The sequence below is a fragment of the Nonomuraea sp. NPDC050478 genome, from assembly GCF_044458265.1.
Lineage (GTDB): Bacteria > Actinomycetota > Actinomycetes > Streptosporangiales > Streptosporangiaceae > Nonomuraea > Nonomuraea ferruginea.
Genome location: NZ_JBITHT010000001.1, coordinates 1503918 through 1523753, shown reverse-complemented (window position 1 = coordinate 1523753; position 19836 = coordinate 1503918). Strand labels below are relative to the sequence as shown.

Sequence of the window (19836 nt, the reverse complement as noted above, 5' to 3'; positions counted from 1 at the left end):
AGATGAGCACCAAGGACTACCTGGAGAAGGACTACTACGCCGTCCTTGGTGTGCCCAAGTCAGCCACCGCCGACGAGATCAAGAAGGCGTACCGGAAGCTGGCCAGGCAGTACCACCCCGACACCAACCAGGGCGACACGGCCAAGGAGAAGAAGTTCAAGGAAGTCTCCGAGGCCTACGACGTCCTGTCCGACAGCAAGCGCCGCAAGGAGTACGACGAGGCGCGCACGCTGTTCGGCTCCGGGGTGGGCGGCCAGCGTCCGGGTGGTGGCGGCGGCGGTTTCCCGTTCGACTTCGGCGACCTGTTCGGCGGCACCGGTCAGCAGACCTCCGGCCAGGGGGCGGGCGACCGCTTCAGCGACCTGTTCGGCGGGCTGTTCAACCGGGGCGGCACGACCCGCCCCGGCACCACCACCAGGCCGCGCCGCGGGCAGGACATCGAGTCGGAGGTGACGCTGTCGTTCACGGAGGCCGCCGAGGGCACCACGGTGTCGCTCAGGCTGACCAGCTCGGCGGCCTGCACCGCGTGCAGCGGGACCGGCGCCAAGGCCGGCACCACCCCGCGGGTCTGCCCGACCTGCGAGGGCACCGGCGCGGCCAGCCGCAACCTGGGCAACTTCGCCTTCTCCGAGCCGTGCCGCGACTGCAAGGGCCGCGGGCTGCTCGTGGACGACCCCTGCCCCGTCTGCGAGGGCAACGGCCGGGCCAAGAGCACCCGCACGATCCAGGCGCGCATCCCCGCGGGGGTGGCCGACGGGCAGCGGGTCAGGCTCAAGGCCAAGGGCGCACCGGGCGAGAACGGCGGCCCATCCGGCGATCTCTACATCGTGACGCACGTCAAGCCGCACACCGTCTTCGGCAGGTCGGGTGACAACCTGACCGTCACGGTCCCCGTGACGTTCTCGGAGGCGGCGCTAGGCGCCGAGATCAAGGTGCCGACGCTCAAGGGACTGCCGGTGACACTGCGCATCCCCTCGGGCACGCCGAACGGGCGCACGTTCCGCATCCGCGGCCGGGGTGTCACGCGCAAGGACGGCACCAAGGGCGACCTGCTCGCCAGCGTCGAGGTCATGGTGCCGAAGACGCTCGACGACAAGTCTCGTGAGCTGCTCACGGAGTTCAACACCGCCACAGCGGCCGAGGACCCGCGGGCCGATCTCATCTTGAGAGCCAGAAGCGAGTGAGCCCATGGACGCCAACTACTTCGACCTGTCGGACGACACTCCTGTTTACGTGATCTCGGTGGCCGCGCAGCTGTCGGGTCTGCATCCGCAGACCCTTCGGCAGTACGACCGGCTCGGTCTGGTCTGTCCGGGCCGTACGGCGGGGCGCGGCCGCCTCTACTCCACAAGAGACATCATCCAGCTGCGCGAGGTCCAGCGCCTCTCCCAGGAGGAGGGCATCAACCTCGCCGGCATCAAGCGGATCCTGGAGCTGGAGAACGAGTCGTTGCGGCTGCGTGAGGAGGTTCACCGCCTCCGCGCCGAGCTACAGATGATCAAGGCGCTGATCCGTTACGAGCTGCCACCGGGGGCGTAGATGGAATACAAGCTCACTCAGAAGAGTCAGGAGGCGCTCTCGGGCGCCATGCGGCGGGCCGCCGCCGAGGGCAACCCCGAGATCTCCCCGCTTCACCTGCTGACCACGCTGCTCTCGCAGACGGGCGGCACCGCCGTCCCGCTGCTGGAGGCGGTCAGCGCCGACTGGCGGACGCTGCGGGCCAAGGCCGAGGAGCAGCTCGCGGCGCTGCCCAAGGCTCAGGGCGCGACCGTGGGGGCGCCGACGAGCTCCCGCCACCTGCTCACGGTGATGAACACCGCCGCCCAGCACGCCAAGCGGCTGGAAGACCAGTACGTGTCGACCGAGCACCTGCTGGTGGGCCTCGCCGCCGACGGCGGCCAGGCCGCCGACCTGCTGAAGTCCGCGGGCGCCACCCCGCAGGCGCTGCTCGACGCGTTCGAGAAGGTACGCGGCCACGCCCGGGTCACCAGTGAGACGCCCGAGGACACCTACCAGGCGCTCGAGAAGTACGGCATCGACCTGACCGGGCAGGCCCGCTCGGGCAAGCTCGACCCGGTCATCGGCCGCGACTCGGAGATCCGCCGGGTGGTGCAGGTGCTCAGCCGGCGCACCAAGAACAACCCGGTGCTGATCGGCGAGCCCGGCGTCGGCAAGACGGCCGTGGTCGAGGGCCTGGCCCAGCGGATCGTGGCCGGCGACGTGCCGGAGTCGCTGCGCAACAAGCGGCTGATCGGGCTCGACCTGGGCGCGATGGTGGCGGGCGCGAAGTACCGCGGCGAGTTCGAGGAGCGGCTCAAGGCCGTGCTCGCCGAGATCAAGGAGAGCGACGGCCAGGTCGTCACGTTCATCGACGAGCTCCACACCGTCGTCGGCGCGGGAGCCGCCGAGGGCGCGATGGACGCGGGCAACATGCTCAAGCCGATGCTGGCCCGCGGCGAGCTGCGGATGATCGGCGCGACCACGCTCGACGAGTACCGCGAGCGCATCGAGAAGGACCCTGCGCTGGAGCGCCGCTTCCAGCAGGTGTACGTGGGCGAGCCGACGGTGGAGGACACCATCGCGATCCTGCGCGGGCTGAAGGGCCGCTACGAGGCCCATCACCAGGTGCAGATCGCCGACAGCGCGCTCGTCGCCGCCGCAGCGCTCTCCGACCGCTACATCACCAGCAGGTTCCTGCCCGACAAGGCCATCGACCTGGTCGACGAGGCCGCCTCCCGGCTGCGCATGGAGATCGACTCCCGTCCGGTGGAGATCGACCAGCTCCAGCGGACCGTCGACCGGATGAAGATGGAGGAGCTGGCGCTCTCCAAGGAGACCGACGAGGCGTCCGTACAACGCCTGGAGCGGCTCCACCAGGAGCTGGCCGACCGCCAGGAGGAGCTGAACGCCCTGGTCGGCCGATGGGAGCACGAGAAGGCGGGCCTCAACAAGGTCGGCGAGCTGAAGAAGCAGCTCGACGAGGCGCGCGGCACCGCCGAGCGGGCGCAGCGCGACGGCGACTTCGAGACCGCGTCCCGGGTCATGTACGCCGACGTGCCACGCCTGGAGCAGGCGCTGAAGGCCGCCTCCGAGGCCGCCCCCGACGAGAACGCCATGGTCAAGGAGGAGGTCGGCCCCGACGACATCGCCGAGGTGATCTCGTCCTGGACCGGCATCCCGGCGGGCCGCCTGCTGGAGGCCGAGACGGCCAAGCTGCTGCGCATGGAGGAGGAACTGGGCAAGCGGCTCATCGGCCAGCACGAGGCCGTGCGCGCGGCGTCCGACGCGGTGCGGCGCAGCCGGGCCGGCATCGCCGACCCCGACAGGCCGACGGGCTCGTTCCTGTTCCTCGGCCCGACCGGTGTCGGCAAGACCGAGCTGGCCAAGGCGCTGGCGGAGTTCCTGTTCGACGACGAGCGGGCGATGACCCGCATCGACATGAGCGAATACTCCGAGAAGCACAGCGTCGCCCGGCTCGTCGGCGCGCCTCCCGGCTACGTCGGCTACGAGGAGGGCGGCCAGCTGACAGAGGCCGTCCGGCGCCGCCCGTACACCGTGGTGCTGCTGGACGAGGTGGAGAAGGCCCATCCGGAGGTCTTCGACATCCTGCTCCAGGTGCTCGACGACGGGCGGCTGACCGACGGTCAGGGCCGCACGGTCGACTTCCGCAACACGATCCTGATCCTGACGTCCAACCTCGGCTCCCACTTCCTCGTCGACCCGACGATGGAGAACGGCGCGAAGCGCGAGGCCGTGATGGGCGCGGTGCGCAGCGCGTTCAAGCCGGAGTTCCTCAACCGGCTGGACGACGTGATCCTGTTCGACGCGCTCGGCTCCGAGGAGCTGACGCGGATCGTCGACCTGCAGGTCGACCGGCTGGCCCAGCGGCTGGCCGACCGCAGGCTGACCCTGGAGGTCACGCCGGCGGCCCGCGAGTGGCTGGCCCTGACGGGCTACGACCCGATGTACGGGGCGCGCCCGCTGCGCCGCCTGGTCCAGTCGGCGATCGGCGACAAGCTGGCCAAGGCGGTGCTGTCCGGCGAGATCGTCGACGGCGACAAGGTCCTGGTCGACCTCGGCGACGACGAGCTGTCCGTCCAGCGGGCCTGACACACCCACGCGAACGCCCGGAGGCCATCCTCCGGGCGTTCGACGTTCCCGCCCGGGTCATCCGCGCACCCGGTTCGTAAGGTTCGGTCCAGCCTTCCGGCAAGCCGCCTCCAGTCCCTCGCGCGTCTGGCTAGCTTCGCGTTCGTCGGATCACCGAGAACGATCAGGGGGACGGGACGTGCCGACTCGAAGCATCCGGGGAATTCTTGCCATCGCCACTCTGACCGCGGGGGTCACCTGGCTGGGGGCGAGCTCCGCGGCCGCCGACGACTGCCGGGAAACCCGGACCAGCATGGGCTCGCCCGCCGCGGCGCTCTGCGACGAGCTCACCAAGGTGCGGCTGAGCGACAGCACCGGCCCGCTGCTCGGGTCGGAGAGCACCCACCTGGCCCTGGGCGCCGTCAGGCTGGCCGAGCACCTGGGCCTGACCGGGCTGGCCACCTCGCATTCGGCGATGGGGCTGTCGGACCTGGGCGGCGTCATGGCCACCTCGGCCATGCCGTCGGCGCTGCCCGCCGCGCCGACGGTGGCGGGCGTGACGAGCCAGGCCAAGCTGCCCGCCCTGCCCGCGCTGCCGGTGAACACCAGGACCGGACGCTATCCCTCGAAGACGGCGCCGCGCTCGTCGTCGGGCGTCCCGCTCGACCTGACGCGCCCGGTCGGCAAGACCAAGGACCGGCTCGTGCGCCGCACGCTGCCTCAGGGGCCGCGGCCGCTGAACGAGACCAAGCTCCCGGCCGACTCCCTCGACGGCGTGACGGGCCTGCTGCGGAGCCTCGACCTGCGCTGAGGGATCAGGAGACGAGGGCGTCGATCTCGTCCTCGGGCAGGCCCAGGTCGAGTCGGATGCGGTAGCGGGTGCGCAGCATCGACACCCGCTCCGGATCGTCGGAGTCGCAGGTCAGCAGGGCCTGGGTGACCCATTCGTGGCCCGCCTCCAGGTCACCGTAGGCGACCAGCGTCTCGACGATGCTGTGGGCGGTGGCCGCCGAGACACCGCCCTCGGCGCGGATCGCCTCGATGACCTCCCTCGCCTCGTCGTGCCGGTCGAGCTCGAAGAGGGTGTCGGCGATGCCTGCGCGCGGGTCGATGCCCGTCTCGCCGCCGTCTTCCAGCGCGCGCTGGAAACACTCCAGCGCGCGAGCGGGCTGGCCTGCCGCGCGCCACTCCTCCGCCGCCTGGACCAGGATGGACGCCCTGGATACGTCGCCGCTGGAGTAGTCGAGCGCTACGTCGTACAGCCGGCTGGCCAGGGAGCCGTGGTCGTCGGCCAGCAGCGCCTGCTCAAGCAGGCGATCAAGGTGCTCACGGGTCACATGCGCCACAACGCGAGACTACCGACCGCGGTGCGGTTTCGCCCGCTCAATACGCATCGCCGATGCCCTGATGAGACCACCACGAAACGTCATCGAGTCCTTACGCCATGCATATATGCGCAGGTCGTTGGGCATATACCGGTCACTTCGCGCCCGCGAGCGGAAGGGGCTGGGATGGGCAGGTCCAAGCAGATGACGTTCGCGCTGGCGCTCGCCGTGGTGTTGTCGGCGGTGGGGCCCGGGGTCGCGGGCTACCTTTCGGCCCGGCTCGAAGGGGTCGAGGCGGCCGAGCGGAGACTGCGGGTCCTGGAGGCCCAGCTGGAGGCGAGCCGGCAACGGTTGATCCGGCCGATGTCGCATTCCGAGGCGTGCGCGCGGCCCGGCGAGCCCCACTGGCTGCCGGAGCTGCTGGAGGCCGGGGGCTGACGCGCTAGTCGGGCTGCGGCGTGTACGACCTGAGCTGGCGGGACAGGAAACCCCGCACGAGCTGCCTGGCCGCGTCGATGATCTCCTCCGAGCCGTTCTGGTCGTAGCGGAAGGCCAGCTTGAGCACCGCGTCGCAGGCTTCGACGGCCACCAGCGCGGCGATGTCGAGCTCGTGACTGTCGGCCAGGCCGAACTCGTTGAGCAGCAGCCCGCGCAGCCGGCCCGCGATCACGGTGTTGTTGTCGGAGTCGGAGTCGAGCAGGTTGAGGTCGACCACGTCACCGAACTGGAGACTCTTGAACCCGGGCACCGAGCGATGCATGTCGACGTACTCGTCGATGATCGCGTCGATGGCCTCCCACCAGCCGCGGTAGTCCTCCTCCATGAAGCGCCGCCCGACCCGGGTGACGAACAGCTCCACGTTGCGCCGGGTCAGCTCCTGCGTGATGGCGCGCTTGTCGGGGAAGAACTGGTAGACCGAACCGATCGCGACCCCCGCCCGGTCGGCGATGCGGGTCGTGGAGAGCGATTCGTAGCCGATCTCGTCGAGGAGCTCGGCGCAGGCGTCGAGCATCCGCTCGACCCGTCGGGCGCTGCGGCGCTGCGTGGGCTGTCGCCGGAGCGGCTTCGGCGACGCACAGTCATCTTCCAGTCGCGGCATGGACACGACCTCATCTTCCCCCTCCAGGCCCGATCGTTACCCGCGATTGACCGGATTTCCTGGGAATCCACTGAGCCCGGCCGCCCGAATGTGGAGATCCCGGACATCTTCCACGCCGTCAGGGCCGGGCGTCCAGCTCGGTGCAGGAACGCAGCGCCTTCCAGTCGGCCACGGCCTGCTTCCTCGCGGCGCCGGTCATCGGGACCGGCACGCCGTTCTGGATGGTGGCGGGGGTCCACTGGTCCTTGAGGATCTTGCGGCCGTTGATGGTGAGGGTCAGCACGCCGGTGCGGCCCGTGGTGGCCGGGTTGGAGTTGTAGAAGACGAAGTTGCCGAGGCCGTAGCTGACGTACGCCTTGCCGAGGTATCCGGCCCCCAGCAGGATGTGCGCGTGCCCGCCGACCACCACGTCGGCGCCGGCCTTGACGAGTTTGGGGGCCAGGGAGAGCTGCGCCGGGTTCGGGCACTTCTGCATCTCGGTGCCCCAGTGCAGGTGGACGATGACGGTGTCGGAGTTCTTGCGCGCCTGCCGTACCGCCTTGATCAGGCGCGGCTCGTCCTTGGCCGACGCGAGCCCGCCCTTGCCGGGGGCCGCGGTCCAGGCGTTGATGAACTCGGAGTCCAGCACCTGTGTCGCGCCGATGATCGCCACCCGGTTGCCGTTCACCGTCTTCCTGAACGGCTTGAACGCCTGGTCGTCGTCCCTGCCGATGCCCACGATCGGGAACCTGGACTTCTTGATCGCGGCGAGCGAGTCGGCCAGGCCGGTCTCCATGTAGTCCATGCCGTGGTTGTTGGCCATGGAGGCCACGTCCACGCCGGCGGCCTTGAGCGCGGTCAACGCGCTGGCCGGGGCCCGGAACGTGTACTGCTTGCCGGGCGCCGGGGTGCCGCCAGTGGTGATCGCGGTCTCCAGGTTGATCATGGCGAGGTCGGCCTTGCGCAGCACCGAGGAGATGGGGCCGAGCGCGGTGCGCGGGTTGTCCAGCCGGGACCGCAGGAAGCCCTCGAAGTGCACGTCCCCGCCGAAGGCGATGGTGTACGGCTCGCGCTCCGGGGTGGCGGGGGCCGTCGGCTCGGCCGAGGAGGTGGCCGCGGCCTGCCGCTGCCGCTCGGGCGCCTCCGATCCGGCGGCCGTGCAGGCGGCGAGTGAGGCCATGACGGCCAGCACCGAGAGTGCGCGGGGGAAGTTCATCGGGGGCGCCATCCAGCTCAATCGGGACATCTGGGATTGAGCATGCCATGTGCTGCCGATTGCCGCGTAGTGCCCCCACCTTGACCTACGGGCAGTTATGGAGTTGTTGAGTCAAGTCATCGGGGCAGCCGAGCGCCGCCGGAGAAGTCCTGTGGTGCCCACCTCGTGGGCGAGATCATCGGCCCTTGCTCCAGGCCGGAGGTCACGGGTGAATACACGACTCCATCAACGGAGTAGTCACGACATCAGCGCGTACACGAGAGGCACCAGGAGGAGCGTCACGATCAGCCCGGCTACCACGCCCGCCCAGACGTGGCCCGCGAACCATTGCCACAGCCTCCAGGGCCAGCGCCACCATCGGCTCGCAGGCGGTGAGCAGTGGCGCTGAATCTCCGCCACGATGTCTTCTACGATGGAATCCGGCGGCTCGCCGTTGACGAAGAGCCGAACCTCCCTGGCGCGGGAGTCGCCGACCACCCTGATCCAGTAGCCGCATGAGGGCTTCCCGACGTTAAGGGTGATCTGCCTCAGCTTGCTAGCCAGTGCTTGGTCGACATCGGGACAGGTGCGCAGCGTGCCCGATCTGGTCTCTCCCTGCACCCGGCAGGCCAGGGACAAGCGGTTCGAGAACGCCTCCACTCTCCGAAGGCAGCGAGCAACGGTTGACCGGTCACTCACGGACCAGATCCTGTCCATGTCGCGGGGGGCGTACATGATGACTCCTGGCAAGTGCTCATGAGCATTACGTGAAATGGGTGGCCCGCGGGAGGCCGGCATGGGAGTATTCATGCGAGACATACGGCAGACGTCGCGGACGCATGGAGGGCGCAGCCCCCATGACGAGGGCACGACGAGTTGATCATTGAGCGCGGCTTGCGCCATGATGTGCGAGAAATCTTGCGTTCGCCAAGCGAACGGGGACCCGAGGGTCGTTGACGAGCCTCTTCTGGAACGGCCCTGTCCGGTTGTGCCATCAACCTGCCAGGGCCGTTTTTCACGCGCTGGCCTGCAGAGCCTCCAGGTCGAACTCTCCATCCCTGACCCCGGCCGTGAAGGCGGCCCACTCGGACGGGGTGAAGACCAGGACGGGTCCGTCCTGAACCTTGCTGTCCCTCAGCGCGACATTCCCGTCGGCGAGGGGGGCGACCTCAACGCAGCTGCTAGCGCCGTTGCAGAAAGTGCTCTTCTGCCATGCCGCCGTCTTGTGATGGATAGACATTTTCTCCCCAAATGGGCAAAGGGGCACCATTGCCCCTTTTGTTCTGATCGATCGCTGACCTCAGCCTCGCCACATCATCGCCTTGCGCTGGATGAGCACGCGTGTGTCGTCCTCGTCCAGTGCCTGTGACCTGATGTTTTCGAAGGCTGCCTCGTAGCCCGCTACCCGCTCGAGGTCGTCGACGAAGTCAGCAGTATAAAGCTGCTCCAGATACACCACATCGTCGAATTCCGCGAACTTGAGGTGGATGAACGCACCCGTGCTTACGGGGTGCAACGCGTCCATGGGCAATACCTGAACGCTGACGTGGGACAGAAGAGACAACTCCAGGAGATGCTCCATCTGTGCCCGCATCACCGAGGGCTCGCCGAAGCGGCGCATCAAGGCGGGCTCGTCCAGCACGAAGCGCATCTCACATGGATCGGGGCGGTGCAGCACGCGCTGCTGCCTGTCGAGGCGGGCCTCGACCCTGCTCCTGACTCCGCTGTGGGTGATGCGCGAGATGCCACGGACGGCCAGGACGACCTCTCTGGCGTAATCCTCGGTTTGGAAGAGGCCGGGCACAATCTGGGGTTCCCAGTTGCGCTGGATGATGGCCTCCGCCTCCAGCCCGAGGAATCTTGTGTACTCCTCAGGCAGGGCGTCTTCGTAATCTTCCCACCAGCCCCGCTGATCCGCATCCCGCAACAGGCCGAAGAGTTCGTCAAGTTTGGCTTCGTCGAGACGGTAGAGCTTCCCCATCGCCTTGACGTCGTCTGCGCTGGGCATGGTCTTGGCGGCCTCGATCCGCGAGACCTTGCTGGGGGACCAGCCGAGCTCCTTGGCGGCCCTGGCGCCGGTGAGCTTGCGTCGCTCGCGGAGAAGCCTGAGCTCCTGGCCGAGCCTGAGCTTGCGGACAGTCGGACTGCCCTGCGTCGGTGGCACCGTCGACTCTCCTTGCCGGGATGAAGGTGTAGCCGGAGTGAACCGTTTCGAGCCCGCAGTCTTGGGCCGTTCCACCAATCTTACACTGCAACTTGCACGAGTACTCCCATTTGCTCTTGCCAAGAGCCTTCCACGGAGAGACGGTGTCAAGCAAGCAGAGCTTCTGCCCGGGGGAAAACGGGGAAGGGGGCAAGGTGACGACCTCTTGTGCTGGCCTGACTACATTCAAGGCCACTCCGTGCAAGTTGCACAGCAACAAGAAGGCACCTTGCGGAAGAAACGGGAATATTTCTTGCGGGAGGCCTTGCAGCAAGGCAATCTCCGGGAGACGATCGAGACACGAGGGATCTCTCCAGAGGTGAGGAGGCCGACATGACCGCACGGCCCCGCCCGCAGAAGATCCCCACCACGACTTACGCGCGGCTGGTCAGGCCGCAAAACCGGCAACGGCGCCGTCCCGGAAATGGACACCATCACAGGGAGGCCGTCAGCCGGAAGGATCCCGCACTGAGTTAAAGAGTCATCGCCGCGATTGTCGCTCGCTTCAGAGCACACGAAGCAGGAACAACAAAGCCGGACCGAGGCCGCGCACTCATCCGCCGCAAATGGGCTGCCACCCAGCGGCGCGACGGTCGTCGGCCTGCAGTCCGGCGTAAGAAGCCACCTCTGTGATGCCGCGAAAGGGGTCTTCTCATGTACTCACAAGGTACCAAGGGACTCAGCCGACGCAAGTCCCGGGTGCTCACCCGCCTCCAGGAACTGCTCGCCTGGGCGGACCGCGAAATCTGCATGGAACCCGACGAGTTCGCCTACCGCCGGGGCTGGACGGTCACCAGGACCGGCTTCGCCTCCCGGCGCTACCGCGACCCACGCTTCGACCTGCTCAAGATCCCGCCACGGGTCCCGGAGGAGGTGTCCTGACATGGCGAGGAACCCGCGCAACCAGATCTACCCGGGCTACGAGGACCTGCCCGCCCCGCGCGGCTCGGGACCCCTCACCAGGCTCTGGCGGTTCCGTACCGAATTACTGCTCCTCGCCGGGCTCGCGCTGCTCGTGCCGGCCGTCCTGGGCGCCACCCAGGAGGGCAGATGGCTCCCGTTCGTCCTGCTGAGCAGCGCCGTCTCGGTGCCGGCCGCGACGCGGTTCGGCCGCAACTGGGCCGTCGCGCACTTCTGGTGCGTGGTGTCCCGCCACCGGCTGCAGCGGGTCTGCCTGGAGACCACCCTGCACACCCGCGCCGGCCGCATCCCGCTGGTGCTGTGGATCACCCCCACGGCCACGGGCGAGAAGGCCCTGATCCTTACCAGGGCCGGCATCAGCGCCGAGGAGTTCGAGGCCTACGCCGAGGAGATCGCGGCGGCCTGCTGGGCCAGGACCGCCGCGGTCTACAAGCACCGCACCCGCGCGAACCTGGTGATCGTCGAGGTCGTCAGGCGGGACGTGCTCCCCGGGGCCGTCTCCCCCGGTCTCGACCGGCTCTACGGCCGGCGGACCTGGATCCCGCTCCGGCCCGACCTCGACGAGCCGCCTGATCTGCACCGGCCGCTGGTTCTGCAGCGGGCGGGCTGAGGACCTAGGGACCCGCGCCTCCCTAGGAAAAGCCCCGGAGACCGCGGGGGCTCCGGGGCTTCCCCATGTCCCGCGTACGAGTCAAGATGAGTTCAGCTTACGAACTCAGGAGTCGTGATGACGTCGACCGTCCACCGGACCTGTCCCTTGTGCGAAGCCGTCTGCGGCCTGACGCTGACCCTCGACGACGGCGGCCACGTGACCAGCGTGCGCGGTGACAAGGCGGACCCGTTCAGCAAGGGCTTCATCTGCCCGAAGGGCGCCAGCCTCGGCAGGCTGGACGAGGACCCCGACCGGCTGCGCGCGCCGCTGATCCGGGAGGGCGACCGGTGGCGCGAGGTGAGCTGGGACGAGGCGTTCGCGGCCGTCGAGCGGGGGCTCGCCGAGGTGACCGCCGCGCACGGCCGCCAGTCGGCCGCCGTCTACCTGGGCAACCCGAGCGCGCACACGATGGCCGGCGCGCTCTACGGCGCCCCGCTGATCAAGTCGCTCGGCACCCGCAACGTCTTCTCCGCCAGCACCGCCGACCAGATGCCCAAGCACGTGGCCAGCGGGCTGATGTTCGGCCATCCGCTCGCCATCCCGGTGCCCGATCTGGACCGCACGGGCTACCTGCTGATGCTGGGCGCCAACCCGCTGGAGTCCAACGGCTCGCTGTGCACGGCTCCCGACTTCCCCGGCAGGCTCAAGGCGCTGCGCCGGCGCGGCGGGCGGCTCGTCGTGGTCGACCCGCGCCGCACCCGGACCGCCGCGTCCGCCGACGAGCACGTGTTCGTGCGCCCGGGCACCGACGCCTACCTGCTGTTCGGGATCGTCCACACGCTGTTCGCGGAGGACCTCGTCACGCTCACCCACCGGGTCAACGGGCTCGACGAGGTGCGCGAGGCGGCCAAGCACTTCCCGCCCGACCTGGTGGCCCGCCGCACCGGCGTGCCGGCCGAGGTGATCGTACGGCTCGCGCGGGAGCTGGCGGCGGCCGACAGGGCGGCGGTGTACGCCAGGATCGGCACCTGCACGGCCGAGTTCGGCACGATCGCGCAGTGGCTCGTGGACGTGCTGAACACGCTGACGGGCAACCTGGACCGGCCGGGCGGGGTGATGTTCCCCAAGGCCGCCACCGAGTTCGGCGGGCGGCGCGGCCCGTACCGGGTGGGGCGGTGGCGGAGCCGGGTGCGCGGCCTGCCGGAGGCGAACGGCGAGCTGCCGGTGGCCACGCTCGCCGACGAGATCGAGACGCCGGGCGAGGGGCAGGTCAGGTTCCTCGTCACGGTGGCGGGCAATCCGGTGCTGTCGGCGCCGAACGGCGACCGCCTGGACCGGGCGCTGGCCGGGCTCGACTTCATGGTGAGCGTGGACCCGTACCTCAACGAGACCACCAGGCACGCGCACGTCATCCTGCCGCCGCCGCGGATCCTGCAGTCGGGGCACTACGACTTCGCGCTGCTGGGCTTCGCGGTGCGCAACTACGCCCGCTACTCGCCGCCGCTGCTGCCGCTGGGGGACCGGCCGTCGGAGGCGCTGATCCTGTCCAGGCTCGCCATGATCGCCTCCGGGCTCGACGGCGACCTGGACGAGTTCGTGATCGGCCAGCAGCTGGCCAAGGCCGTGGAGACGCCCGGTTCCGGCGTCGAGGGCAGGGACCCGGCGGAGCTGCGCGCCCTGCTGGAAGGCGAGACCGGCGCCGAGCGGCGGCTGGACCTCATGCTGCGGCTCGGACCCTACGGCGAGTGGGCCGGCGGGGGCGACCTGTCGCTGCGCAAGCTGCTCGACAACCCGCACGGCATCGATCTCGGCCCGCTGGAGCCGCGGCTGGCCGAGGTGCTCAGGACCGCCTCGGGCGTGGTCGAGCTGGCGCCGCCGCTGCTGTTGGAGGACGTGGACCGGCTGCGCGCGGGGCTGGACGCCGAGCCTCCCGAGCTGGTGCTGATCGGGCGGCGGCACCTGCGCTCCAACAACAGCTGGATGCACAACGTGGGCCCGCTCATGGGAGGCAGCAACGCCTGCACGCTCCAGATCAACCCGGTCGACGTGGCCAGGCTCGGGCTCGGCGGCGAGGCCGTGGTCCGCTCGGCCACCGGCGAGCTGACGGTGCCGCTGGAGCCGACCGACACGATCATGCCGGGAGTGGTCAGCCTGCCGCACGGGTGGGGGCATCAGGGCAGCTCGCAGACGGTCGCGGCGAAGCACCCGGGGGTCAGCGCGAACACGTTGACCGACGAGTCCGCTGTGGACGTTCCGTCTGGTAACGCAGTGTTCAACGGAGTTCCGGTAAGAATTTCACCTACCAGTATGATCAGCGCACATTAAGGTGTCGCGCGTGACTATCGTGCCAGAAGAGGACCGCCTGACCACCCAGATCGCCTTCGCCGTAGAGATCGACAAGCTGAAGCGGATCGTCCGCCGCAACCTGCTGATGGACGGTTCCAGGCGGGAGAACGACGCGGAGCACTCCTGGTACGTGGCCACGCTGGCGATGGTGCTGGGCGAGCACGCGCCGCCGGGCACCGACATCCAGCGCGTCATGGCCATGCTGCTGGTGCACGACCTGGTCGAGATCGACGCGGGCGACACGTTCATCTACGACCCGGTGGCGGTGGCCGCGCAGGCGGAGGCCGAGCGCGCCGCCGCCGACCGGCTCTTCGCGCTGCTGCCCGACGGGCAGGGCACGCCGCTGCGGGAGCTGTGGGAGGAGTTCGAGGACCGCAAGACGCCCGAGGCGAGGTTCGCCAAGGCGCTCGACCGGTTCGCGCCGATCCTGGCCAACCACCACACCGAGGGCGGCACCTGGCAGCTGTTCAAGGTGACCGCGGCCCAGGTGAGGGAGAAGGTCCGGCTGATCGAGGAGGGCTCGCCGTCACTGGGGGCGTACGCGCGCGCGATCGTCGAGGAGTCGGTCGCCAGGGGTCACCTTCCCGAGTGACGTCCGCACCCCTGGGGTAGGGGACTTGTCGTGAAAGAGACAGTACGGGCGAGACGTCGGCACTTGCGGCGTTTCGTGGGACCGGTCGATCTCACTGACCGGCTTGAGAAGTCCACGTCCATGGACCGGCCGATCCGCGCGCTGGCCAAGACCATGCGTCAGCGGCTCCGCCCAGGCCTGGTCCGCGACCTGCTGCACGGGGTGCCCACGGGCAAGCCGGCGCACCCGCCCCTGGCCCAGGCGGCCCTGGGCTGCTGGATCTCGGCCACCCTGCTCGACGCGGCCAAGGCCGATCAGCGCGCCGTCCGGCTGCTGCTGGCCGCCGGCATCGCCACCTCGCTGCCCACCGCCGCCGCGGGACTGACCGACTGGTCGTCTCTCCACCAGGAGCAGCAGCGGGTGGGGTTCGTGCACCTGGCGGCGAACGTGCTCGCCCTCGGGCTGTTCTCGGGCTCGCTGCTGGCCCGGGTACGCGGTCGCGAGCGGGCCGGCCGCGCGCTGTCGTACGCCGGGCTCGCCGCGGGCGGGTTCGGCGGTTATCTGGGCGGCCACCTGGCCTACCGCATGGCGGCGGGGGCCAACCACGCCCCCCAGGTCTCCCACCTGGTGCCGCTGGGCTGGCACGACCTGTGCCTGCTGAAGGACCTGCCGGACGGCCGCCCGGTGTCGCGGCGGCTCGGCTACATCTCTCTCTTCGTGCTGCGGCGCGCCGAGAACGTCACGGTGATGGTCGACACCTGCCCGCACCTGGCGGGCCCTCTCCACCAGGGCAGGCTCGTCGAGGAGGACGGCGAGGCGTGCGTGGTGTGCCCGTGGCACGGCAGCACCTTCCGGCTGGACGACGGCTCGGTCCGGCACGGTCCGGCCACCGCGCCCGCGCCCACGTTCGAGACCCGGCTGCGCAAGGACGGCACGATCCAGGTGCGGCCGAGCTTGACCTGAAGTCGAGTTGAGGTTTTACGGTCGCCGCATGAGCACGATTCTGGTGACCGGCGCGACCGGCAACGTCGGCGGACATGTGGTGAGAGAACTCGAACGGGCGGGCCTGCCGGTGCGCGCCCTGGTGCGCGACCCGGCGCGGGCGCGGCTGCCTGAGCGGGTGGAGACGGTCGCGGGCGACCTGACCAGGCCCGAGACGCTGGGACCCGCCCTGGCGGACGTGGAGACGGCGTTCCTGGTGTGGCCGGGCTTCGCTGCCCGGACCGCCGAACCCGTGGTCGAGGCGCTCGCCGGGCGGGCCAGGCGGGTGGTCTACCTGTCGGCGAACGTGCCCCAGGGCGACGGGGAGCCGACGATCTTCCATCAGGAGCTGGAGCGGCTCATCCGCGCCTCCGGGATGAGCTGGACGTTCCTGCGGCCGAGCGGCTTCGCCGTCAACACCCTGGGCTGGGCCGACCAGGTCAGGACGGGCGTGGTGCGCTGGCCGTACGGGCAGGCGGGGCGCACCCTCATCCACGAGAAGGACATCGCGGCGGTGGCGGTGCACGTGCTGACCTCAGCCGGGCACGGCGGCGCGGCCTACCCGATCAGCGGGCCCGAGGTCCTCACCCAGGCCGAGCAGGTGCGGATCATCGGCGAGGTGATCGGCCGCGAGGTGCGCTGGGAGGAACTGCCGCCGGAGCAGGCGCGCGAGCAGTTGCTGGCGGCCTGGGGCGACGCGAACTTCGTGGACGCCGCGCTGGCGGGCTGGCGGAGCCTGGTGGACTCCCCCGAGGAGGTCACGGACGTCGTGGAGAAGCTGCTGGGCAGGCCGGCGCTGCCGTTCCGCTCCTGGGTGCGCGACCACGAGGCCGACTTCCGCTAGTCCTTCTCGTCGGCGGGGTGCTCGACCAGGGCGAGGATGCGGCTGGACATGAAGCGGGCGGTCCGGATGACGGTGCCGCTCCTGGTCACCTCGGTCACCTCGACGAGCCCCCGCCGGGTGGCCACCTCGACGCGGCGGCCCGCGCGGGTGGCGACGACCTCGTACGTGCGCGGGGTGCCGCCCGCGTCGATGACGATCTCCACCCGATCACCCTTCATGTACTGATTTATGCCCAGAATGTCGGGAAATTATCCGTACACCAGTTTGATTATCGCCACTATCCCCACCGCCACGATGACCACGCGCAGCAGTGGCGCGGGGATGCGGCGCCCGACCTTCGCCCCCAGGAAGCCGCCGATCATCGCGCCCAGGGCCACGGCCAGCACCGCCCACCAGTCGACGTCCGCGATCAGGACGAACAGCACGGCGGCGGTGGAGTTGACCACCAGCGAGAGCACGTTCTTGGCCGCGTTCACCCGCTGCAGGTGCTCGTCCAGGAAGCTGCCGAGCAGCCCGATGAGCAGCACGCCCTGGGCGGCGCCGAAGTAGCCCCCATAGACGCCCGCCCCGAACACCCCGAGCCAGAGGGCGGGGCCGCCGTGCGGATGCGCGTGCTCGCGCCGGGCGGCCAGCCAGAGGTTGAGCCTCGGCTGGATGATGACCAGCACGCAGGCCAGCCCGATCAGCACGGGGACGACCACCTGGAAGACGTCCGGATCGAGGTAGAGCAGCAGGATCCCGCCGGCCAGCGAACCGAGCGCGGACCCCATGGCGAGCCTGACCAGGCGGTCGCGCTGCCCGCGCAGCTCCGCGCGGTAGCCGTAGGCGCCGGTGACGGAGCCGGGGACGAGGCCGACGTTGTTGGACACGTTCGCCACGACCGGATCAATGCCGACGGCGACGAGGGTGGGGAAGGTGATCAGGCTCCCCGAGCCGACCACCGCGTTGATCGCCCCGGCCGCCATCCCGGCGACCCACACGGCGAGCGCTTCCCAGACCGTCACCCCGACCCCTTCCCAGCATCAGCGTCGAGTGCCGAGCCTAGGGGGCCTGGCGGGGCGGTTACGCGTCCGGGGTGGCGGGGGGATTGCGCGCGGGGGGATTCGGCGGGGTGAACAGGCCGCCGAGGCTCTCCAGCGCCTTGCCCATCTCCGAGGGGACTATCCAGATCTTGTTGGCGTCGCCCTTGGCGATCTCGGGCAGGGTCTGCAGGTACTGGTAGGCCAGCAGGTGCTGGTCCGGGTTGCCCTCGTGGATGGCCTTGAACACCATGCCGATCGCGTCGGCCTGGCCCTTGGCGCGCATCGCCTGGGCCTCGGCCTCGGCCTGGGCGCGCAGCACCGCCGCCTCCGCGTCGCCCCTGGCCCGTAAGACCGCCGCCTGCTGCTCGCCCTCGGCCGCCAGGATGGCCGCCTGCCGCTGGCCCTCGGCGGTGAGCACGGCGGCCCGCTTGTCGCGGTCGGCGCGCATCTGCTTCTCCATCGAGTCCTGGATCGAGGCCGGCGGGTCGATGGACTTGAGCTCCACCCGGTTGACCCGGATGCCCCACTTGCCGGTCGCCTCGTCCAGCGACCCGCGCAGCTCGGTGTTGATCTCCTCGCGGGAGGTCAGCGTGCGCTCCAGGTCCATGCCGCCGACGACGTTGCGCAGCGTGGTGACGGTGAGCTGCTCGACGCCGATGAGGAAGTTCGCGATCTCGTACGTGGCCGCCTTCGGGTTGGTCACCTGGAAGTAGATGACGGTGTCGATGGAGACGACCAGGTTGTCGGAGGTGATCACCGGCTGCGGCGGGAACGACACCACCTGCTCACGCAGGTCGATCATGTCCTTGATGCGGTCGATGAACGGCACCACCATGTTGAGCCCCGGGGCGAGCGTGCGGTGGTAGCGGCCCAGCCGCTCCACGATCGCCGCCGTCGCCTGCGGGATGATCCTGATGGTCCGCGCCACCCCGAAGCCCACCGCCGCGACCAGGACGAAGGCGACGATGAGCTGCTCCACGGACATGGCAACGCTCCGAAATCGACGGGCCTGACCCGCTGCATGATATTTCGTCCGGCGTGCCTGCGGGCGATCTAGAAGGGACGGACGTACCAGCGGCCCTCGGCGCTGCGGTCGAGCGACAGCGGCACCCCGAACGTCTGCGACAGGTTGTCGGCCGTCATGACGTGATCGAGCGGCCCCTGGGCCACGACCGAGCCGTGGCGCAACATCAGGGCGTGGGTGAACCCGGCCGGGATCTCCTCCACGTGGTGGGTCACCAGGACCAGCGCCGGCGACCGGAAGTCGCCCGCCAGCACCGACAGCCGCCGCACCAGGTCCTCGCGGGCGCCCACGTCGAGCCCGGCGGCGGGCTCGTCGAGCAGCAGCATCTCCGGGTCGGGCATGAGCGCGCGGGCGATCTGCACCCGCTTGCGCTCCCCCTCCGACAGCGAGGCGAACCGCCGCCTGATCAGATGGGCCGCGCCCATCATGTCGATCAGCTCGACGGCACGGGTGACGTCGTTGGAGTCGTACTCCTCCGTCCAGCGCCCCAGCAGCGCGTACGAGGCGGTCAGCACCAGGTCGATGACCTTCTCGTCGGGCGGGATGCGCTCGGCCAGCGCGGAGCTGCACAGCCCGATGCGCGGCCGCAGGTCGAACACGTCGGCCACCCCGACACGCTCGCCGAGCACCTCCAGCGACCCTTCGCTGGGGAACAGCAACGTGGCCGCGAGCTGCAGCAACGTGGTCTTGCCCGCGCCGTTGGGGCCGAGCACGACCCACCGCTCGTCCTCCTCGACCGTCCAGTCGATGCCGCGCAGCAGGGTCGCCCCGTCGCGCTTGTAGGCGACGTCCTGGAACCGCAGCACCTGACCACCCATCCCCGATCCCTCCTTGAGGAGTAACCCTGGGGACAAACCTATTGCAGGGCGAGCGCTTATCGTGGATCGGTGCGCCCTGAATCGCCTATCTGTCCCGTGCTCGTCGCCTGGGGTAACGCCTGGCTCTCCGGCCACATCGGCCTGGACGAGGCGGCCGACCACGTCGAAGAGGTCGGCGGCCCCGCTGTCGTGGGCGAGGTTCCGCTGCGTAAATACCTGGCCAACCTTCGCTCCGGTGGCCTGAGCGGGTTCCGGCTCGCCCTGCCGGCGCCCGGTGACCCGCTCGGGCTCTCCGGGCCGCCCGGGTTCAACTCGGCGGCGGTCGACGCCGGGCAGGCCGCCATCGCCGTGCTCGACGACACCCGGCTCGGGCTGGTGCCCTCGCTCGATCTGCGCGGTTCCTCGTACGTGGGAGTCAAGCTGGACGTGCACGAGGCCGGGCCGGTACGGCAGGACCTGCCGTCCGTCGCCGAGGCCGAGCGCGAGCTGTCGGAGGCGATGCGGGACGCGACCCAGGCGCTGGCCGCGGCGGGCGGGCCCGCGCGGGAGCGGCCGTCGCACGTGCCGGACGGCGGCGAGCTGGCCCCCGGCTATCCGGCGCGCGCCCACCGGGTGTCGGCGCTGGCCACCCGGTTGGGCGCGGTGCTGCGCCTGGCCGAGGAGCGCGGGCTCACCTCCGGCGAGATCGCCTCCCGCGGCGCCGCGGTGCGCGAGCTGGACCGCGCCGTGCGTCGCGCGATCGTCGCGGCCCACCACGCCATCTTCGAGCCCGTCAGGAACCTCTGACCCCGGCACGCCGCCTTCGAGCCCTTCAGGGACGCCCTGAG

22 protein-coding genes are annotated in these 19836 nt (G+C 70.0%); 12 read left to right on the top strand and 10 right to left on the bottom strand.

Annotated elements, in window-relative coordinates; translation table 11 throughout:
* The first annotated feature begins 2 nt into the window (after positions 1 to 2).
* From dnaJ to ACIBF7_RS07315, 4 genes are all read left to right on the top strand, one after another.
* A complete protein-coding gene (gene dnaJ, locus ACIBF7_RS07330) occupies positions 3 to 1184 on the top strand; it encodes a molecular chaperone DnaJ (protein ID WP_397196649.1) in 1182 nt (393 codons plus the stop codon).
* Positions 1185 to 1188: 4 nt separating this feature from the next.
* Entirely contained in the window at positions 1189 to 1539 is a 351-nt protein-coding gene (locus tag ACIBF7_RS07325) for a heat shock protein transcriptional repressor HspR (RefSeq protein WP_148036329.1), read from the top strand.
* Complete coding sequence (gene clpB, locus ACIBF7_RS07320; protein WP_271274770.1) at positions 1540 to 4110, top strand: ATP-dependent chaperone ClpB; 2571 nt, start codon at positions 1540 to 1542, stop codon at positions 4108 to 4110.
* A gap of 178 nt (positions 4111 to 4288) precedes the next feature.
* A complete protein-coding gene (locus ACIBF7_RS07315) occupies positions 4289 to 4900 on the top strand; it encodes a hypothetical protein (protein ID WP_271274769.1) in 612 nt (203 codons plus the stop codon).
* A 4-nt stretch (positions 4901 to 4904) separates the two neighbouring features.
* Here ACIBF7_RS07315 and ACIBF7_RS07310 read toward each other — a convergent pair whose 3' ends face one another.
* On the bottom strand, positions 4905 to 5435 hold the full coding sequence (locus tag ACIBF7_RS07310) for a tetratricopeptide repeat protein (RefSeq protein ID WP_261809033.1): 531 nt from the start codon (positions 5433 to 5435) through the stop codon (positions 4905 to 4907).
* 165 nt (positions 5436 to 5600) lie between these two features.
* Here ACIBF7_RS07310 and ACIBF7_RS07305 point away from each other — a divergent pair, with 165 nt between their 5' ends.
* Positions 5601 to 5852: a hypothetical protein gene (locus ACIBF7_RS07305; RefSeq protein ID WP_148036326.1), complete on the top strand. Its 252-nt coding sequence runs from the start codon at positions 5601 to 5603 to the stop codon at positions 5850 to 5852.
* A 4-nt stretch (positions 5853 to 5856) separates the two neighbouring features.
* On the opposite strand, the gene ACIBF7_RS07300 is transcribed toward ACIBF7_RS07305, so the two are convergent.
* From ACIBF7_RS07300 to ACIBF7_RS07280, 5 genes are all read right to left on the bottom strand, one after another.
* Positions 5857 to 6513, bottom strand: a complete 657-nt coding sequence (locus ACIBF7_RS07300) for a TetR/AcrR family transcriptional regulator (RefSeq protein ID WP_148036325.1) — start codon at positions 6511 to 6513, stop codon at positions 5857 to 5859.
* A 118-nt stretch (positions 6514 to 6631) separates the two neighbouring features.
* On the bottom strand, positions 6632 to 7708 hold the full coding sequence (locus ACIBF7_RS07295; protein WP_148036324.1) for a CapA family protein: 1077 nt from the start codon (positions 7706 to 7708) through the stop codon (positions 6632 to 6634).
* A 237-nt stretch (positions 7709 to 7945) separates the two neighbouring features.
* The gene (locus ACIBF7_RS07290; RefSeq protein WP_148036323.1) at positions 7946 to 8347 is read right to left on the bottom strand and encodes a hypothetical protein; all 402 of its coding nucleotides are present in this window, start codon (positions 8345 to 8347) and stop codon (positions 7946 to 7948) included.
* A gap of 355 nt (positions 8348 to 8702) precedes the next feature.
* Positions 8703 to 8927, bottom strand: a complete 225-nt coding sequence (locus tag ACIBF7_RS07285; RefSeq protein ID WP_148036322.1) for a DUF397 domain-containing protein — start codon at positions 8925 to 8927, stop codon at positions 8703 to 8705.
* A gap of 60 nt (positions 8928 to 8987) precedes the next feature.
* Entirely contained in the window at positions 8988 to 9851 is an 864-nt protein-coding gene (locus ACIBF7_RS07280) for a helix-turn-helix transcriptional regulator (RefSeq protein WP_148036321.1), read from the bottom strand.
* A 693-nt stretch (positions 9852 to 10544) separates the two neighbouring features.
* Here ACIBF7_RS07280 and ACIBF7_RS07275 point away from each other — a divergent pair.
* The 6 genes from ACIBF7_RS07275 to ACIBF7_RS07250 all read left to right on the top strand — a co-directional run bounded on the left by ACIBF7_RS07275 (position 10545) and on the right by ACIBF7_RS07250 (position 16145).
* A complete protein-coding gene (locus tag ACIBF7_RS07275; protein WP_271274768.1) occupies positions 10545 to 10772 on the top strand; it encodes a hypothetical protein in 228 nt (75 codons plus the stop codon).
* Between the two features lies 1 nt (position 10773).
* The gene (locus ACIBF7_RS07270; RefSeq protein WP_219544821.1) at positions 10774 to 11421 is read left to right on the top strand and encodes a hypothetical protein; all 648 of its coding nucleotides are present in this window, start codon (positions 10774 to 10776) and stop codon (positions 11419 to 11421) included.
* A 117-nt stretch (positions 11422 to 11538) separates the two neighbouring features.
* Positions 11539 to 13728, top strand: a complete 2190-nt coding sequence (locus ACIBF7_RS07265) for a molybdopterin-dependent oxidoreductase (protein WP_271274767.1) — start codon at positions 11539 to 11541, stop codon at positions 13726 to 13728.
* 1 nt (position 13729) lies between these two features.
* Complete coding sequence (locus ACIBF7_RS07260) at positions 13730 to 14341, top strand: HD family hydrolase (protein WP_271274766.1); 612 nt, start codon at positions 13730 to 13732, stop codon at positions 14339 to 14341.
* A gap of 120 nt (positions 14342 to 14461) precedes the next feature.
* Positions 14462 to 15283 (top strand): Rieske (2Fe-2S) protein, encoded by an 822-nt coding sequence (locus ACIBF7_RS07255; RefSeq protein WP_187281588.1) that lies wholly within the window; start codon positions 14462 to 14464, stop codon positions 15281 to 15283.
* Between the two features lie 28 nt (positions 15284 to 15311).
* A complete protein-coding gene (locus ACIBF7_RS07250) occupies positions 15312 to 16145 on the top strand; it encodes an SDR family oxidoreductase (protein WP_397196648.1) in 834 nt (277 codons plus the stop codon).
* Here ACIBF7_RS07250 and ACIBF7_RS07245 read toward each other — a convergent pair.
* The 4 genes from ACIBF7_RS07245 to ACIBF7_RS07230 form a co-directional block, all read right to left on the bottom strand.
* A complete protein-coding gene (locus tag ACIBF7_RS07245) occupies positions 16142 to 16363 on the bottom strand; it encodes a hypothetical protein (protein WP_148036314.1) in 222 nt (73 codons plus the stop codon). The two genes, ACIBF7_RS07250 and ACIBF7_RS07245, sit on opposite strands and share 4 nt — an antisense overlap.
* A 30-nt stretch (positions 16364 to 16393) precedes the next feature.
* Positions 16394 to 17149 (bottom strand): sulfite exporter TauE/SafE family protein, encoded by a 756-nt coding sequence (locus ACIBF7_RS07240; RefSeq protein ID WP_271274764.1) that lies wholly within the window; start codon positions 17147 to 17149, stop codon positions 16394 to 16396.
* A gap of 58 nt (positions 17150 to 17207) precedes the next feature.
* Positions 17208 to 18152: an SPFH domain-containing protein gene (locus ACIBF7_RS07235; RefSeq protein WP_148036312.1), complete on the bottom strand. Its 945-nt coding sequence runs from the start codon at positions 18150 to 18152 to the stop codon at positions 17208 to 17210.
* 68 nt (positions 18153 to 18220) lie between these two features.
* Positions 18221 to 19009, bottom strand: a complete 789-nt coding sequence (locus ACIBF7_RS07230) for an ABC transporter ATP-binding protein (protein WP_148036311.1) — start codon at positions 19007 to 19009, stop codon at positions 18221 to 18223.
* 69 nt (positions 19010 to 19078) lie between these two features.
* On the opposite strand from ACIBF7_RS07230, the gene ACIBF7_RS07225 reads away from it, so the two are divergent.
* On the top strand, positions 19079 to 19795 hold the full coding sequence (locus ACIBF7_RS07225; protein WP_261809032.1) for a hypothetical protein: 717 nt from the start codon (positions 19079 to 19081) through the stop codon (positions 19793 to 19795).
* Positions 19796 to 19836 lie beyond the last annotated feature (41 nt).

What these genes read in the sequence shown, in the direction of transcription:
- ACIBF7_RS07265 (WP_271274767.1), top strand. Translation starts at nt 11,539, where the DNA reads ATGACGTCGACCGTCCACCGGACCTGTCCCTTGTGCGAAGCCGTCTGC.
- ACIBF7_RS07325 (WP_148036329.1), top strand. Translation starts at nt 1,189, where the DNA reads ATGGACGCCAACTACTTCGACCTGTCGGACGACACTCCTGTTTACGTG.
- ACIBF7_RS07255 (WP_187281588.1), top strand. Translation starts at nt 14,462, where the DNA reads ATGGACCGGCCGATCCGCGCGCTGGCCAAGACCATGCGTCAGCGGCTC.
- ACIBF7_RS07245 (WP_148036314.1), bottom strand. Translation starts at nt 16,363, where the DNA reads ATGAAGGGTGATCGGGTGGAGATCGTCATCGACGCGGGCGGCACCCCG.
- ACIBF7_RS07275 (WP_271274768.1), top strand. Translation starts at nt 10,545, where the DNA reads ATGTACTCACAAGGTACCAAGGGACTCAGCCGACGCAAGTCCCGGGTG.
- ACIBF7_RS07235 (WP_148036312.1), bottom strand. Translation starts at nt 18,152, where the DNA reads ATGTCCGTGGAGCAGCTCATCGTCGCCTTCGTCCTGGTCGCGGCGGTG.
- ACIBF7_RS07305 (WP_148036326.1), top strand. Translation starts at nt 5,601, where the DNA reads ATGGGCAGGTCCAAGCAGATGACGTTCGCGCTGGCGCTCGCCGTGGTG.
- dnaJ (WP_397196649.1), top strand. Translation starts at nt 3, where the DNA reads ATGAGCACCAAGGACTACCTGGAGAAGGACTACTACGCCGTCCTTGGT.
- ACIBF7_RS07230 (WP_148036311.1), bottom strand. Translation starts at nt 19,009, where the DNA reads ATGGGTGGTCAGGTGCTGCGGTTCCAGGACGTCGCCTACAAGCGCGAC.
- ACIBF7_RS07250 (WP_397196648.1), top strand. Translation starts at nt 15,312, where the DNA reads ATGAGCACGATTCTGGTGACCGGCGCGACCGGCAACGTCGGCGGACAT.
- ACIBF7_RS07300 (WP_148036325.1), bottom strand. Translation starts at nt 6,513, where the DNA reads ATGCCGCGACTGGAAGATGACTGTGCGTCGCCGAAGCCGCTCCGGCGA.
- ACIBF7_RS07270 (WP_219544821.1), top strand. Translation starts at nt 10,774, where the DNA reads ATGGCGAGGAACCCGCGCAACCAGATCTACCCGGGCTACGAGGACCTG.
- ACIBF7_RS07295 (WP_148036324.1), bottom strand. Translation starts at nt 7,708, where the DNA reads ATGAACTTCCCCCGCGCACTCTCGGTGCTGGCCGTCATGGCCTCACTC.
- clpB (WP_271274770.1), top strand. Translation starts at nt 1,540, where the DNA reads ATGGAATACAAGCTCACTCAGAAGAGTCAGGAGGCGCTCTCGGGCGCC.
- ACIBF7_RS07285 (WP_148036322.1), bottom strand. Translation starts at nt 8,927, where the DNA reads ATGTCTATCCATCACAAGACGGCGGCATGGCAGAAGAGCACTTTCTGC.